At 68.6% G+C, this 15,303-nt stretch carries 12 protein-coding genes; 8 read left to right on the forward strand and 4 right to left on the reverse strand.

Going from position 1 to position 15,303, the window contains the following annotated elements; translation table 11 throughout:
• Window positions 1–15: 15 nt before the first annotated feature.
• A complete protein-coding gene (locus C1930_RS11605) occupies window positions 16–1,140 on the forward strand; it encodes an alkene reductase (protein WP_325051536.1) in 1,125 nt (374 codons plus the stop codon).
• 169 nt (window positions 1,141–1,309) lie between these two features.
• Here C1930_RS11605 and C1930_RS11610 read toward each other — a convergent pair whose 3' ends face one another.
• From C1930_RS11610 to C1930_RS11620, 3 genes are all read right to left on the reverse strand, one after another.
• The gene (locus C1930_RS11610; protein ID WP_108756426.1) at window positions 1,310–3,220 is read right to left on the reverse strand and encodes a CocE/NonD family hydrolase; all 1,911 of its coding nucleotides are present in this window, start codon (window positions 3,218–3,220) and stop codon (window positions 1,310–1,312) included.
• Window positions 3,221–3,465: 245 nt separating this feature from the next.
• Window positions 3,466–3,852, reverse strand: coding sequence for a DUF4440 domain-containing protein (locus C1930_RS11615; RefSeq protein ID WP_108756427.1), 387 nt, complete (start codon window positions 3,850–3,852; stop codon window positions 3,466–3,468).
• On the reverse strand, window positions 3,852–5,210 hold the full coding sequence (locus C1930_RS11620; RefSeq protein ID WP_108756428.1) for an MFS transporter: 1,359 nt from the start codon (window positions 5,208–5,210) through the stop codon (window positions 3,852–3,854). The genes C1930_RS11615 and C1930_RS11620 overlap by 1 nt, the downstream gene beginning before the upstream one ends.
• Before the next feature lie 104 nt (window positions 5,211–5,314).
• Here C1930_RS11620 and C1930_RS11625 point away from each other — a divergent pair, with 104 nt between their 5' ends.
• The gene (locus C1930_RS11625; RefSeq protein ID WP_108771811.1) at window positions 5,315–6,223 is read left to right on the forward strand and encodes a LysR family transcriptional regulator; all 909 of its coding nucleotides are present in this window, start codon (window positions 5,315–5,317) and stop codon (window positions 6,221–6,223) included.
• Between the two features lie 90 nt (window positions 6,224–6,313).
• On the opposite strand, the gene C1930_RS11630 is transcribed toward C1930_RS11625, so the two are convergent.
• Complete coding sequence (locus C1930_RS11630; RefSeq protein ID WP_108756430.1) at window positions 6,314–9,109, reverse strand: glycoside hydrolase family 3 C-terminal domain-containing protein; 2,796 nt, start codon at window positions 9,107–9,109, stop codon at window positions 6,314–6,316.
• Window positions 9,110–9,443: 334 nt separating this feature from the next.
• On the opposite strand from C1930_RS11630, the gene C1930_RS11635 reads away from it, so the two are divergent.
• The 6 genes from C1930_RS11635 to C1930_RS11660 all read left to right on the forward strand — a co-directional run bounded on the left by C1930_RS11635 (window position 9,444) and on the right by C1930_RS11660 (window position 15,299).
• Window positions 9,444–9,878, forward strand: coding sequence for a glyoxalase (locus tag C1930_RS11635; protein ID WP_108753345.1), 435 nt, complete (start codon window positions 9,444–9,446; stop codon window positions 9,876–9,878).
• A 402-nt stretch (window positions 9,879–10,280) separates the two neighbouring features.
• On the forward strand, window positions 10,281–11,186 hold the full coding sequence (locus C1930_RS11640; RefSeq protein WP_108756431.1) for a LysR family transcriptional regulator: 906 nt from the start codon (window positions 10,281–10,283) through the stop codon (window positions 11,184–11,186).
• A gap of 92 nt (window positions 11,187–11,278) precedes the next feature.
• The gene (locus C1930_RS11645; protein ID WP_108771812.1) at window positions 11,279–11,968 is read left to right on the forward strand and encodes a DsbA family protein; all 690 of its coding nucleotides are present in this window, start codon (window positions 11,279–11,281) and stop codon (window positions 11,966–11,968) included.
• The gene (locus tag C1930_RS11650) at window positions 11,965–12,972 is read left to right on the forward strand and encodes a cyclase family protein (RefSeq protein WP_108756433.1); all 1,008 of its coding nucleotides are present in this window, start codon (window positions 11,965–11,967) and stop codon (window positions 12,970–12,972) included. Before C1930_RS11645 ends, C1930_RS11650 begins: the two co-directional genes overlap by 4 nt.
• A 293-nt stretch (window positions 12,973–13,265) precedes the next feature.
• A complete protein-coding gene (imuA, locus tag C1930_RS11655; protein ID WP_108753349.1) occupies window positions 13,266–13,880 on the forward strand; it encodes a translesion DNA synthesis-associated protein ImuA in 615 nt (204 codons plus the stop codon).
• 9 nt (window positions 13,881–13,889) lie between these two features.
• Window positions 13,890–15,299, forward strand: coding sequence for a DNA polymerase Y family protein (locus C1930_RS11660; RefSeq protein WP_108771813.1), 1,410 nt, complete (start codon window positions 13,890–13,892; stop codon window positions 15,297–15,299).
• The last annotated feature ends 4 nt before the right edge of the window (window positions 15,300–15,303 follow it).

Consider the following 15,303-nt stretch of genomic DNA (forward strand, 5'->3'; position numbering starts at 1 on the left):
CAGCGCCCTATGCTCATGCACACCTCCCCTGCCGTGCATGGACCCCCGATGAGTGCTGAATCCCGCGTGTTGTTCACGCCCACCCGCCTGGGTGATATCGCCGTTGCCAACCGCATCGCCATGGCCCCGCTTACGCGCAACCGCGCCCTGCCCGATCGCGTGCCGTCGCCGCTGGCGGTCACCTACTACCAGCAGCGCGCCAGCGCCGGCCTGATCATTGCCGAAGCCACCCAGATCAGTCCGCTTGGCCAGGGCTACCTGGACACCCCGGGCATCTACAGCGCCGAACAGGTTGCGGCCTGGAAATCCATTACCGATGCCGTGCACGCAGAAGGCGGCCGCATCGTGCTGCAGTTGTGGCATGTGGGCCGCATTTCCCACACCAGCCTGCTGCCGGAAGGTGAAGTGCCGGTGGCACCCAGCGCGATCCGCGCCAACGGCAAGACCTTCACCGCCAACGGCTTCGAGGATGTGTCCGCGCCGCGCGCACTCGCCATCGATGAAATTCCGGCGTTGATCGAGGACTACCGCATCGCCGCACGCAACGCCATCGCGGCGGGCTTTGATGGCGTGGAAGTCCATGCAGCCAACGGCTACCTGATCGACCAGTTCCTGCGCGACGGCAGCAACCACCGCAGCGATGCCTACGGTGGCAGCATCGAAAACCGCACGCGCCTGCTGTTTGAAGTAACCAGTGCCGTGGCCGAGGCCATCGGCGCGGCCCGTACCGGCGTGCGTCTGTCGCCGGTCACCCCGGTCAACGATGCACACGACAGCGATCCGCAGCCGCTGTTCAACCGCGCGGTGGAACGTCTGGACAGCATCGAAGGGCTGGCCTTCATTCACGTGATCGAAGGCGCCACCGGCGGTGACCGGGACAACATCGCATTCGACTACGCCGCGCTGCGTGCCCGCTTCCGCGGCCCGTGGATCGCCAACAACGGCTATGACGTGGACAGTGCCGAGCAGGCCGTCGCCAGCGGCTACGCCGACATGGTCGCCTTCGGTCGCGCGTTCATCGCCAACCCTGATCTGGTTGCACGCCTGCGCAGCGGCGCGGCCCTGGCCGAGCTGGACCCGGCCACGCTGTATGGCGGCGGCGAGCACGGCTACACCGATTACCCCGCCTTGGGCGCATAAGCCGCGCATCCGCCGGGCATGGCCCGGCGCTACCACCCGCTCTGGAACGCATCCGCCGGGCATGGCCCGGCGCTGCCACCCGCTCTGGTAGGTGTCGACCTTGGTCGACACGTGTTGGACGTCATCACAATCGGGTCCGCCGGGCCATGCCCGGCGTCACCCCGCCCCCTCAATACACCGGCAGATCGATGTAGCTGGCCTGCGCGGCACTGTGCCAGACCCGCTGCGTGGCCTTCTGGTAATCGCCCGGCTTGGCCAGGTAGATGTTCGGCACGTAGGTCTGCGGGTTGCGGTCATACAGCGGGAACAGGCTGGACTGCACCTGCACCATCACCCGGTGCCCCTTCTGGAAGGTGTGGTTGGCGTTGGGCAGATCGAAGCGGTACGGCAGCACCTGGTTGGCGGCCAGCGGTTTGGCCTCGCTGAAGCTTTCGCGGTAGCGGCCGCGGAAGATCGCCAGTGAGACCGGCAACTCATAGCCGCCCATCTCCGGCGTCGATGCTTCCTGGTCCGGATACACATCGATCAGCTTCACCACCCAGTCGCTGTCGGTGCCACTGGTGGACGCCTGCAGGTGCACCACCGGCGCACCGCCAATGCGCAGCGGTTCGCGCAACGGTTCGGTGATGAAAGTCAGCACGTCGGGCCGACCATCCACGAAGCGCTGGTCCTTCACCAGCCAGGTGGTCCACATGTCACGGTCGGCGAAGCGCACCGGGCGCGGCACGAAGGGCACCGGCTTGGCCGGGTCGGACACGTACTCCTCGTAGTCGCCCTCGCCTGCCGCCGGCGCCTGGAAGGCCAGCTTGCCGCCGGCACGCAGGTACAACGGCTTGCTGGCCGCCGTGCAGTTCGTTTCGCAGCTGCGCGGCCAGCCCTGCAGGCGGTCCCAGTGGTTTTCACCGGTGTTGTAGACCAGCACCGGCGGGGTGTCGGCCTTCGCCGCACCGTCCACCAGATACTGGTCGAAGAACGGCTTGAGCACATCGCGGCGGAACTGCAGGGCGGTATCGCCATCGAACTTCAGGGCGCCCAGTTCGCTGCCGCTGTAGTTCACCTGGCTGTGCCGCCACGGGCCCATCACCAGGTAGTTGTGGTTGTTGCCGGTATCCCGTCCTTCCATGGCCTGGTAGGCATGGTTGGCGCCCCACATGTCTTCCTGGTCCCACAGGCCCTGCAGCCACATCGTGGGCACCTTCAAGGGGGTGTTGGCCATCACCGCATCCAGCGCCTGGCCCTGCCAGAACGCATCGTAGGCCGGGTGCTGCACCAGCTTCTTCCACCAGGTCAGCTGGTCCACGCCGGTGAAACGCGCGTAGTCACCGGCCGAGCCGATGCGCAGGAAGGTGCTGTAGTCGTCGTAGCCCAGGCTGGGCAGCGGCGTGCCCTTGCCGCGCTTCTCAGTCTGCATGGCGAAGTAGTTGAAGTTGACCTGGCGGAAGGCACCGTAGTTCAGCCAGTCATCGCCCATCCAGCCATCCACCATCGGGCTCTGTGGCGCGGCCACCTTCAGCGCGGGGTGCGGGTTGGTCAGCGCCATCACTACGGTGAAGCCTTCGTAGGACGAGCCCAGCATGCCGACCTTGCCGTTGCTTTCCGGCACGTGCTTGACCAGCCAGTCGATGGTGTCCCAGGCATCGGTGGCGTGGTCGACCTTGGTGTTGTTCAGCGGCCCGCGCAGCGGCCGGGTCATCACGTAATCGCCTTCGGAACCGTACTTGCCGCGGATATCCTGGAACACGCGGATATAGCCGCCGTCGACGAACACCTCGTCGCCCTGTGGCAGCAGGTCACGCATGCGCGGCGAATCGCTGCGGTTGGCGCGGCCGGCAGCATCGTAGGGGGTGCGGGTCAGCAGGATCGGCGCATTGTGGGCGCCCTTGGGCACCACGATCACGGTGTACAGGCGGGTGCCGTCGCGCATCGGCACCATCACCACGCGCTTGTCGTAGTCGCGGCCGATATCCGGTGCAACGAACGGCTTGCCACTGATGTCCGGGGTCATCGGCGGGGTATCGGCGGCCAGCACGCTGCTGGACAGGCACAGGGCGATGGCTACAGCAACGGCACGCACATGCATGGATGACCCCTCGGCAGGAAAGGTTCCAGCGTACTCCTGCCCACCGCGCCGAAGTGTGCGCCGGCTTTGCGTTCTGTGGTGTCCGGGGCACGACTGATGGCACATGTGCGGTCGGCGGCCGCTGCGCTCGCCGGGCATGGCCCGGCGCTACCGTATTCCTGGCGGCCGCTGCGCTCGCCGGGCATGGCCCGGCGCTACCCGTTCCCGCGGTCTTCGGTAGCGCCGGGCCATGCCCGGCGGATCCATCAGCCCGCGGGGACCTCGTGCAGTGCCAACCAGCGCCAGCGCCCCGTGTCCTGCCGCAGCACCGCCAACGATTCCCGCCAGGCCAGCGCTCCACCAGCCACCGCATGCCCTTCGCGATAACGCAGCACCGCCAGTGGTGCGGGCGCCTGGATCCGCTGCACGTCTTCGATGGCGATCTCCAGGCCGGGGCGCGCGCCGTGCCCACCCACGAACAGCGCCTGCACCGCATCCCGGTCCAGCCGCCGCCCGGCGATGCCGACCATGCTGAAGTCTGCGCAGAAGTGCGCCATCAGGTCGCCCAGCGCTTCGGCGCCCACCTCGGCGCGGAACCAGACCTGCAGTTTGTCGTGCAGTTCGTGGATTTCATGTTCGGCGGTGCGGTGCATCAGGCATTCTCCGGTTGCGGAAGGACCAAGGGCTGCCCGCGGCGCAACAGCGCCATCGGCAGCAGGGAAAGGAAAGCGGCCAGGCCCAGCGCCACACCGGTGGCCCGCGCCGGCAGCCACTGCATGGCCAAGGCCAGCAGCAGCGCAATGGCGGCGGTGCCAAGACAGAAGCTGAGCTGTCGGTTGAGATTCCACAGCGCGCTGGCATCACCCAGCACCTCGGCCTCCACACCGTGGAAGGCCAGCGTCTGTGCGGTGCTGCTGCACAGGCTGCCGCCCGCGCCCATCAGCGCAAACAGCAGCGCCGCCAGCGCGAATGAAGGCTGCGGCAGCAGGGCCATCAGCAGCAGGCCACTGGCCTGCAACAGCATGCCGACACGCAGTACTGCGCCCGGCCCGAAACGCGCCAGCAGCCGCCGGCTGCCGGTGATCGCCACGGCCGACGCCAGCGCCCAAGGCAGCATCAGCGCACCGATGCGTGCAGCACTGAACCCGGCCTGGTGCAGCTGCAGCGTGCTGGCCAACTGACTGCCGATGAACACGCCGGGTACGGCCAGGTAGACCAGCATTGCCAGTCGAAGGCCGCGATGGGACAGCAACGACCAGCGCAGCAGCGGCTGCGCCTGCCGGCGTGCGTGGCGCAGGTGGGCCGTCGCCAGCACCAGCGCCAGCAACAACAGCACCGCGCCGGCAATCCGGTGGCCGGGTTCACCCAGCCAGGTCAGCGCCAGCAGCAGCACGCCCAGCGCACTCATCGCCGTGGCCAGCGCATAGGCCTGCAGCCGGGGCGCAGTGCGTTCACCATCGGACGGCATCCAGGCCAGCACCAGGGCGATGGCCACCACCACCAACGGCAGGCTGGCCCACAGCACGCCGCGCCAGGACAGCCACTGCACCAGCAGCCCGCCCAGCGCGGGGGCCAGTGCCGGGACCAGCAGCGCCACCAGCAGGATGCGCCGGGTCAGCGCGCCACGTTGGTCGGGCGTGCACTGCCGATATGCCGCGGCCTGCGCCACCGGGATCAACAGGCCACCGGCCAGGCCCTGCAGCAGGCGCCAGACCAGCAGCCAGCCGATGGACGGTGCAGCCCCCGCCAGCACCGCAGCGGCGGCGAACAGCAGCAGCGCGACCAGCAACAGGCGTCGTTCGCCGCAGCGCGCGGCCAGCCACGGCGCCAGCGGAATCACCACGCTCAGGCCGAGCATGTAGGCAGTGCCCACCCAGGCCAACAAGCCCACATCGGCCTGCAGCTCGGACGCCAGTGCGGGATAGGCCACGGTGGCGATGAACATGTTCACCAGGTCCAGGGCGAACACCAGCAGGAAAATCGCCTCATGGCGCAGGCGCGGGGAAGGCATCAGCAGGCTCCAGCAACGAAGGTGCCAGCATGGCGAACCGGCGTTATTGGAAAAACACGACGCCAGCTGCAACACTGTCAAACCAATTTTGACAATGCAGCGTCATGGTCAGCCTTGATCGCTTCGATATCTTCCGCGCCGTGGTCGAAGCCGGCAGCCTGACCGCTGCCGCCGACCGCCTTGGTCTCAGCCGCGCGGTGGTCAGCTTCAACCTGAAGCGGCTGGAACAGGATCTGGGCGTAACCCTGCTGCTGCGCAGTACCCGGCACCTGGCCCTGACCGAGGCCGGCGAGCAGTTCCTGCAGCACTGCGTGCAGGCGCTGGATGCGGCACAGGCGGCCATCGATGCCGCGCGCCGCGACCAGCAGCAACTGCAGGGTCTGCTGCGCCTGACCACCACACCGGAGTATGCGCAGCTGCGGCTGATCCCCGCGCTGCAGGCGTTCCGGGCGCAGCACCCGGCCCTGCAGTTGCACCTGTCCACGTCACCGGCACCGGCCGACCTGATTCCCGAGCGCTTCGACCTGGCGATCCGGCTTGGCCGCCTGCCCGATTCACAGCTGCATGCCAGCGAACTGGAACGGCACCCGCTGTGCGCCGTGGCGGCCCCTGCGCTGCTGGCACGCCTGCCGTCGACCGAAGCAGCTGACGACCCGGTGCAGCTGGGCACCCTGCCCCGCCTGGGCTATCCGCGCCTGGCCGACGTGCCGGTGGTCGCACCGGATGGCAGCGACGCCCTGTTCGCTACCAACCCCGGCAATGCGGTGGTGCGCGTGGACGGTGCCAGCAGCCTGCGCGCCTTCGCCCTGGCTGGCGCCGGGGTCACCGTGCTGCCGCGCTGGTTGATCGAAGACGACCTGGCCCACGATCGCCTGCGGCCGGTGCTGCGCCAGCACCGCTTCCCGCAGCAGAGCGTCTACGCGGTGTACCCGCACAGCACGCAACCGTCGCCGAAGGTGCGGCAGTTGGTCGATTTCCTGCGCAGCTGGTTCACCGGGCACCCCGAACGGTAGCGCCGGGCCATGCCCGGCGAACCCAACACCCCCACAAACAAACACGGCCCCTTGCGGGGCCGTGTCTTCAAGCATCCATCATCTGCGGAATCAGCGCAGCACCTGCTCCACCAGCTGCACGTCCACGCTCTGCAGCGGTTCGGCCGCATTGCGCGACAGCTGCACCTGGTAGGTGCCGCCGTCGATCTTCCACTGGCGGGCCTGCGCATCGTAATGCGCCAGCGTCTTCGGCTCGGCTTCGATGCGGATACGACGCTGTTCGCCCGGCTGCAGGCTCACCTTGTCGTAGCCGATCAGGCGGATCGGCGTGGTGCTGCCGGCCGGCAGCTTCAGGTACAGCTGGGCCACGTCGGCACCGGCGCGCTTGCCGGTGTTGCGGATGTCGACGCTGGCGACCAGGCGCGAACCTTCCACGCTCACCTTCAGGTTGTCATAGGCGAACGAGGTGTAGGACAGGCCGTGACCGAAGGCAAAGGTCGGGGTCAGGCCCTTGGCAGCCATCCACTTGTAGCCCACGTTGGCGCCTTCGATATCGAAATCGAACACATCGCCGAACGGCTTGGCCGGCTTGAAGCCGAGGCCATCCACGTGCGGGCGCGGCAGCTGCGATTCGTCCACCACCCAGGTCACCGGCAGGCGGCCGGACGGGTTCACCTGGCCGGTCAGCAGCGCGGCAATGCCTTCGCCACCACGGATGCCCGGGTACCAGGCCTGCAGCATGGCCGGCACCTGCGCCAGCCACGGCGTGCGCACCGGGCCATTGGTTTCCAGCACCAGCACGGTCTTCGGGTTGGCCTTGGCCACCGCCGAAATCAGTGCATCCTGGTTGTCAGGCAGCTTCATGTCCGGCAGGTCGACCGATTCGGCCGCCCACTGGGTGGCGAACACGATGGCCACGTCCGCCTGCGCGGCAGCCTTGGCCGCCGCAGCAGCGTTGCTGCCGTCCACATATTCGATGGTCGCATCCGGACGCGCTGCACGCAGCGATTCCAGCGGCGAGGACGGGTGGAACATCACCGGGCCCGGCCAGGTGGTGGGCAGCACGCCCGGCACCGCATTGGTGCCCTTGGCGGTCACGCCCACCATCGACGAACCACCGCCACCGATCACACCCTTGTCGGCATGGCCGCCAATGATCACGATGCGCTTCACGCTGTCGGCCAGCGGCAGCAGGTTGCCCTCGTTGCGCAGCAGCACACTGCCTTCTTCCACCGTGCGCTGGGCCACGGCAAAACCGGCTTCGGCATCGATCTTCTGGTGCTGCGGCGGGTTGTCGAAGTTGCCGTGCAGGAACATCGTGCGCAGGATGCGCGCCACCATGTCATTCAGGCGCGCCTGCGGCACCACGCCGCCGTGCACGGCCAAGCGCAGCGGCTCGTCGAAGAACACCGCCGCGTCGAACACTTCACCGGCCGACTGCTGGTCCAGGCCGGCCAGCGCCGCCTTCGAACCGCTGTGCACGCCGCCCCAGTCGGACATCACGAAACCGGGGAACTTCCACTCCTGCTTCAGCACCTGGTTCATCAGGTAGCCGTTCTCGCAGCCGTAGGTGCCGTTGATCTTGTTGTACGAGCACATCGCCACGCCCGGGCGGCCGGCTTCCAGCGCGATCTCGAAGGCCAGCAGGTCCGATTCGTGCATGGCCTGTTCGCCGATGCGCACGTCGTGGAAGTTGCGGCGGGTTTCCATGTCGTTCAGCGCGAAGTGCTTCATCGACGAAATCACGTGCTGGCTCTGCACGCCCTGGATCAGCGCGCCCACCATCGAACCGGCCAGCAGCGGATCTTCACCGGCGTATTCGAAATTGCGGCCGTTGCGCGGGTCACGCTGCAGGTTCACGCTGCCCGAAAGCAGGATGTTGAAGCGCTGCTGCCAGGCTTCACGGCCCATGGTTGCGCCACCGGCGAAGGCGACTTCGCGGTTCCAGCTGGAGGCGGTGGACGGGCCCGAGGGCATGGCCGTGGCGAAATCACCCGGACGGATGCCACCCGGATTGGTCACGCCCACGCCGGCATCGGCCGACTGCTGCGCCGGAATGCCCAGGCGCGGCACCGCCGGCACGAAACCGGCCGAACCCACAGCGCCTTCCGGCAGCGGACCGCCATCCTTGCCCAGCCCGAAGTAGCTGTGCAGCATCTGGAACTTCTCGTCCTCGGTCATCGCCTTCAGCAGCAACGCAGCGCGCGCATCGGCGTTCAGGCTGGCATCCATCCACGGGCGCTCACCGCCCTTGTCGGCCGCGTAGGCCAGGGTCAGCAGGGTTGCCTGCAGGCCATTGCCATCGATCTTGAACGGTGCGCTGCTGGCCGCCTGGAAGCCATCGCTGAAATAGCTGGCATCGGCTTCCAGGGCCACGCGCGAGGGATCGAAACCCGCTGCCTTGGCCGATTCACTGGCCACCGCGCCCAGCAGCACCGCCGGTGCGCCCAACCGCGAACGCGACACCAGCGCCGGCAACTGCGCGGCACCGGCACCGGCGTCGGTGTAGACGGCCACGGTGTGGCGGCCGTCATCCAGGCGCAGGTAGTTCAGGCCCGGCTGGTCCGGGCCGCTTTCCGTGGCAATCGGCAAGCGGGTCAGCACGGCCTGGCCGCGCTGGGTCTGGCCATCATCCTGGCCGGCGGCAATGAAGCGGTAGTCGTAGCCCAGGCCATCGGCCAGCAGCTGCAACGGATCGACCTGGCCGACACCGCGCTGCACCTGGCGCACGCTCACCGCGTCCACCTGCAGGGTCTTCAGCTGCGCCGCCAGGGCCGGCATCGCGTCCGGCGCAGGCGCCTGGTCCAGGGTCAGCACGGTGAAGGCGGCCGGGTCGGCCCAGGCCGGGGCGGCCAATGCGGCAGACAGGGCGAGGGACAGGGCAAGCGGCTTTGTAAACGTTTTCATCGGCAGGCGTAATTCCGTTGCCAAGGCAATCGGTCCAGGGAAAGTGCCGCCGAAGGGTGCAGCGTCATGCCGCGCAAGCGTTGCCAGGCAACACCTGCAGGCCAAAGGACGGGCCGGTCTGCGCGCGGGACCCTCCTCCCGGCGTGACAACCTGCCTGCCCGGGCCGCACACGGCGACCCATCATGTGAAGATTGTGCGAGGGCGTTGATCGCTGTCAACAGGACCTAAGTCACAGGCGCCCGCGCGCAAGCTGGTTATCAGACCATCACCGCTGGTCATCAGTGCAGCGTGTGGTGCTGCCGATAATGGAATTCCCGGCCCCGAGCGCTGCCCATGACCCTGCACCGCGACTTCGACCATCTCTGGCGCGACCGCTGTGATACCTCCAGCCAGCGCAGCCCACGCGTGCTGATCCGCGTGTTCGTCGCCCCCGGGGAGCTGGAAGCACGGGTGGCCTTCTACGAACAACTGCAGGGCGTGGTGGCCGACGCGGGCTTCCCCTTCCCCGATGCCGGCCTGCGCCTGGCCATGGTCGGTGCCTTCCTGCTGATCGAAGGCAATGACACCGCACTGGCGCCGTTCACCTCCACCACCGGCACCCTGCTGGTCGATGACGTGCGGCCCTATCACGACAGATTGGTCGCAGCCGGCGCGCAGATCATCTTCCCGCTGCAGGTGGTACCCACCGGCGCGGCGTTCAACGCGGTGCACCCCGATGGCACCGTGGTCGAGTACGTGCACCACCGGCCGGACCCACACGGGCGCTGACGGGCGGCCGGGCGGCGCCCGGCACCCGCAGAGGAAACGTCAACGTCGACGTCAAAAGCCCGCATTCCGTGGGATGGCGGTGTGGGTCCGGTGGCAGGGGACGCTGCAAGTACGTCCATGTAAGCTCGGTCGCCGCATCCATGCGGCTCACGCCCCTGCCACTGGACCCACCCCGCCTTCGACGGTTTCCTGCGAGCTGTTGGAACCTGCTGCTGTTGGAACCTGCTGCTGTTGGAACCTGCTGCTGATGGAACCTGCTGCTGATGGAACCTGCTGCTGATGGTGGTGGGTGTCGACCGTTGGTCGGCACAGGGGTCGGATCTCCATGGATTCAATTCCAATGGAAATCCATCCACGCATGGCGTGGATCTACAATGGCGCCCTCTTCGCGCCGGGGCTGGCATGGATTCCTTCAACCTGATGCGCACCTTCCGTCGCATCGTCGAACGCGGCGGCCTGGCCCGCGCGGCCGAAGACCTGGGGCTGTCAGCGGCCGGCTTGAGCAAACAGCTGCGCACGCTGGAAGCGCACCTGGGCGTGGTGCTGCTGCAGCGGACCACGCGGCGCATGAGCCTGACCGAAACCGGCCACGCCTATTACCGCGAGTGCTGCCGCCTGCTGGACGAACTGGACGCGCTGGAACGCGGCATCGCCGAGCAGCGTGGCGAGGTTGCCGGGCGCCTGCGGGTGAACGCACCGCAGTCGTTCGCGCTGAGCACGCTGTCGCCGCTGCTGCCGCGCTTCCTGCAGCAGCATCCACAGCTGTCGCTGGACCTGGTGATGGAAGACCGCCTGCTCGATGCGGTGGGCGAAGGCTTCGATGTGTCGCTGCGGCTGCGCGCCGAGCTGGACGATTCACGCCTGGTGGCGCGGCGGCTGGCCTCGCTGCAGCAGGTGTTGTGCGCGGCACCGTCCTACCTGCAGCAGCACCCCGCGCCGCACACCGTGCAGGATCTGCATGCGCATAGCGTGCTGGCCTACAGCCTGTCCGATTCACCGGGCAGCTGGCCGCTGCTGGGCCCCGATGGCCAGGTCACGATCACCCTGCCGGCACGGGTGACCGCCAACAACAGCCTGCTGCTGCGCGACCTGCTGCTGGCGGGCCTGGGCATCGGCGCGCTGCCCTCGTTCCTGGCCGCGCCTGCGCTGGCATGCGGCGACCTGCAGCAGGTGCTGGCCGACCACCGCTATCCCCCGCGCTTTGTCCATGCGGTCTACCCCACCGCCCGCCACCTGCAGCCCAAGGTGCGGGCCTTCATCGATTTCCTGCACGCCGAACTGCCCGGCTGCGCGGGACTGGATTCGTAACCGCCAGCGAAAACTGAGCTGCCCGAAACCCGCTGTTTCGGCCACGCTGCGCTGCCTACGCTGCCGCCTCCCTTCTCACCGATGGCAGGCAGATGTCTTCCGCTCCCTCCCCCACCACCGCCACGCCGGTGGTCGACTTCTTCCACGATGTGGTCTGCGGCTGGTGCTTCGTGCTGGCCCCGCGCCTGCAGCAGGTTTCGGCCGAACTGGGCATCCAGGTGCGCCACCGCAGCTTCGTGCTGCAGGACTCGCGCGCCCGGATGATCGACGTCTTCGGTTCCATGCCGCGCGCCAAGGACACGATCCTGCGCCACTGGGTCGACTGCGCGGCGCATGAAGACACCGCGCGCATCGACATCGACGGCATGCGCGCGCAGACGTTCGAATATCCCCCCGGCTGGCTGGGCGCACTGGCCTGCCAGGCGGCCGGCGTGCTCGGCGGCAACGATGCCCATGGCGCGATGTTCGATGCGGTGCAGTGGGCGCACCTGCACCAGCACCGCAACATCGGTAATGCCGACGTCCTGCTGGACATCGCCGAATCGCTGGGCCACCGGCGCGGCGTCTTCGCTGGCCACATGCGCAGCGACGCCGTGCGCCAGCGCGTACAGGCCGACCGCGCCGAAGCCGCCGCCCTCGGCATCCGTTCCATTCCCACCGTCATCGGCGGGCACGGCCTGCGCCTGCAGACCCTGCCGCTGCCACAGCTGCGCCAAGCCCTGGCGCCCCTGGTCGTGGCCACCGCCGCGCCCTTCCCCACCCTGCAAGGAGAAACCCCATGACCCCACGTACCCTGGCCAGCGCACTGGCCCTGCTGCTGGCCAGCACTGCTGCATCCACTGCCGCGCCCGCACACGAACGCGTTCCGTCCGGTCAGCAGGTCGGCACCAGCCCCTGGGGACCGAAGGACGAGATCGGTCGCCTCAACCTGATCACCGATGCCTCGCGTGCCGCCATCCTGTCGCGGGTCAGCGGCGGCAAGGCCTACGACCTGGCCACCGAATACTACGTGGGCATGCCCAGCTGGCAGGACGCCGGCGACCCGCACTACCAGTTCTGGATGACCCATACCCCGCGCGGCACCGTGGTGGACGACCCGATGGGTGTGGGCCAGGCCATGAACCTCACCCGCAGCTACACCGGCACCGCGTTTTCGATGTACAGCCACACCGGCACCCATATCGATGCGCTGAACCACTTCGGCATCCACGGAAAGATCTGGAATGGCTTCGAGGCCGATGAGCACCTTGGTGACCGTGGCTGGAAGGTCACCGGCATCGAGAAATTCCCGCCGCTGATCGCCCGTGGCGTGCTGATCGACGTGGCCGGCGCCAAGGGCGTGGACATGCTGCCGGACAGCTACCGCGTTACCCGCCAGGACCTGAAGGATGCGCTGGCACGCCAGCACGTCACCCTGCAGCAGGGCGACGTGGTGCTGATCCGCACCGGTCGCATGCGCCTGTTCGAACAGCCCCGCGCCTACATGGTCAACCCGCCGGGCATGGGCCTGGACGCGGCCCGTTTCCTGGTGGAAGACAGTGGCGCGATGATCGTCGGCGCCGACAACCTCAGCTTCGAGACCTTCCCCTCGGAGGTGTCCGATGATTATGTGCCGCTGCACACCTACCTGCTGGCCCAGCAGGGCGCACCGATCATCGAACTGGTGGCGCTGGACGAACTGGCCCGTGACCAGGTCTACGAGTTCGCCTTCATCGGCGGCCCGCTGAAGATCCGCGGCGGCGACGCCGCCCCACTGCGCCCGGTAGCCCTGCCGGTACGCCGGTAACGCGCCGGGTAACGCCGGGCCATGCCGGGTGGGTGCCGACCTTGGTCGGCACCGTTCTCCCATCCACGCATGGCGTCCCATACCGGTAGGTGCCGACCTTGGTCGGCACTCCCTGCCCCTTCAGCAACCTGAAACCCACCCCTCGATTTCATTAGTAATTCTACTCACAAGGCGAGTAGCATGTCCGGTCTCAGCCCCTGATACCGGCCTGTCGATACTCGTTCCATGCCTGCCGTTTCCGTCCAATGCCGCCGCTTCCTGCCTGCCCGGCGCCTCCCCTGGAGGACCGGCTGATGGGTGCCGTCGTCGCCCTGGACCGCTTGCTGGATGGCCGCCAACTGTGGCGCGGCCCGGCCCGCCATGGCCCGGCCAGCGACCATCTGGCCAGCGGGCACCCGGCCCTGGACGCCCGCCTGCCCGGCGGCGGCTGGCCCGCCAGCGGGCTGTGCGAAGTGCTGCTGGCCTGCCCCGGCGTGGGCGAACTGGCCCTGGTCTGGCCGGCGCTGGCCAAGCTGAGCCAGCGCGATCGGCCGATCGTGCTGGTTGCCCCGCCGCATCGGCCGCATGCCCCGGCCTGGGCCGCGGCCGGGCTGGACCTGGCCCAGCTGCAGATCATCCACGCCGCGCCGAAGCAGGCGCTGTGGGCGGCCGAACAGTGCCTGCGCTCGGCCGCCTGTGCGGCGGTGCTGTGCTGGCCACAGCAGGCCGATGATCGTTCCCTGCGCCGGCTGCAGGTGGCCGCCGACAGTGGCCAGTGCCTGGGCTTCGTGTTCCGCGAAGCGCGCGCCGCACGCAATCCGTCGCCGGCCAGCCTGCGCCTGCAGCTCGACCCCGGCCAGGTGCGCGTGCTGAAGTGCCGCGGCGGGCTGCCGCCTGCGCAGCCCTTGCCGCTGGCCATCGCCCACTGAGGCCGCGCCATGCATTGGGCCTGCCTGCTGTTGCCGCAACTGGCGCTGGACAGCGTACTGCGCCAGCAGCCGGACCCGCAGCGGCCGCTGGTGCTGCTGCAGGGCCCGGCCCAGCGGCGGGTGCTGCGCGCGGTCAGCCCGGCCGCGCGGGCCGCCGGCCTGCGCCCGGGCATGCTGCTGTCGGCCGCGCAGGTGCTGGTGCAGGACATGCAGCTGCACGACTACGATCCCGCCGCCGAACAGCAGACCCGGCAACTGCTGGCCAGCTGGCTGTACGCCTACAGTTCGCAGGTCAGCCTCGATTTCCCGCATGCGCTGGTGCTGGAAATCCACGCCAGCCGCGCCCTGTTCGGCGATTGGCCACAGATCGAACAGCGCCTGCGCCACGGCCTGCATGAACTCGGTTTCCGCCACCGCCTGGTGGCCGCGCCCAACCCGCATGCCGCGCGCGTGCTGGCCAATGTGCACGACGGCCTGGGCATCGATGCCACGCAGCTGGCGGCCGCGTTGGCGCCGCTGCCGCTGGCACGTAGCGGCCTGCCCGCCGATGCGGTCACCGTGCTCGGTCGTTCCGGCCTGCGTACGCTGGGCGCGGTGTTCGACCTGCCGCGCGACAGCCTGGCCCGCCGCTTTGCCCCGCAGGTACTGCAGCAGCTCGATGCCGTGCGCGGCCTGGACAACACGCCGCTGCGCTACTACCAGCCCCCCGACCGTTTCGATGCCCGCATCGAATTCGAATACGAAATCGAATCCAGCCAGGCCCTGTTGTTCCCGCTGCGGCGCCTGCTGCTGGACCTGGCCGCCTTCCTCTGCTCGCGCGATGGCGGCGTGCAGCGCTTCGACCTGCACTTCGAACACGACCTGCTGCCGGCCAGCGTGCTGACCATCGGCCTGCTGGCACCCGAACGCGATGCAGCGCTGCTGTTCGAAATCGCCCGCAACCGCATGGAAGCCTTCGCCCTGCCCGCCGGCAGCCGCGCACTGCGCCTGCAGGCCGAACAACTGCCGCCGTTCGTGCCGGTGGCGCGCGATCTGTTCGACACCCGCCCGGCCCAGGCCATGCCCTGGAACCAGCTGCGCGAACGCCTGCGCGCGCGGCTGGGCGATGATGCCGTGCAACCGCTGGCGGTGCAGGCCGACCATCGCCCCGAGCGTGCCAGCGGCTCCCAGCCGCCAGCCAAGCCCCCCGCGCACTGGCCGCTGCGCCCCGGTTGGCTGCTGGAGGCACCACAGCCGCTGCGCGACCCGCGCCTGCGTATCGTTGCTGGCCCGGAGCGGATCGAATCGGGCTGGTGGGACCAGGCCGATGCGCGGCGCGACTACTACGTGGTGGAAACCGCGCACGGGCAACGCGGCTGGGCGTTCCGCCCGCGCAACGACCCGCATGCGCCGTGGATGCTGCACGGCTGGTTCGGCTGAACCG

The organism is Stenotrophomonas sp. SAU14A_NAIMI4_8 (assembly GCF_003086695.1).
Lineage (GTDB): Bacteria > Pseudomonadota > Gammaproteobacteria > Xanthomonadales > Xanthomonadaceae > Stenotrophomonas.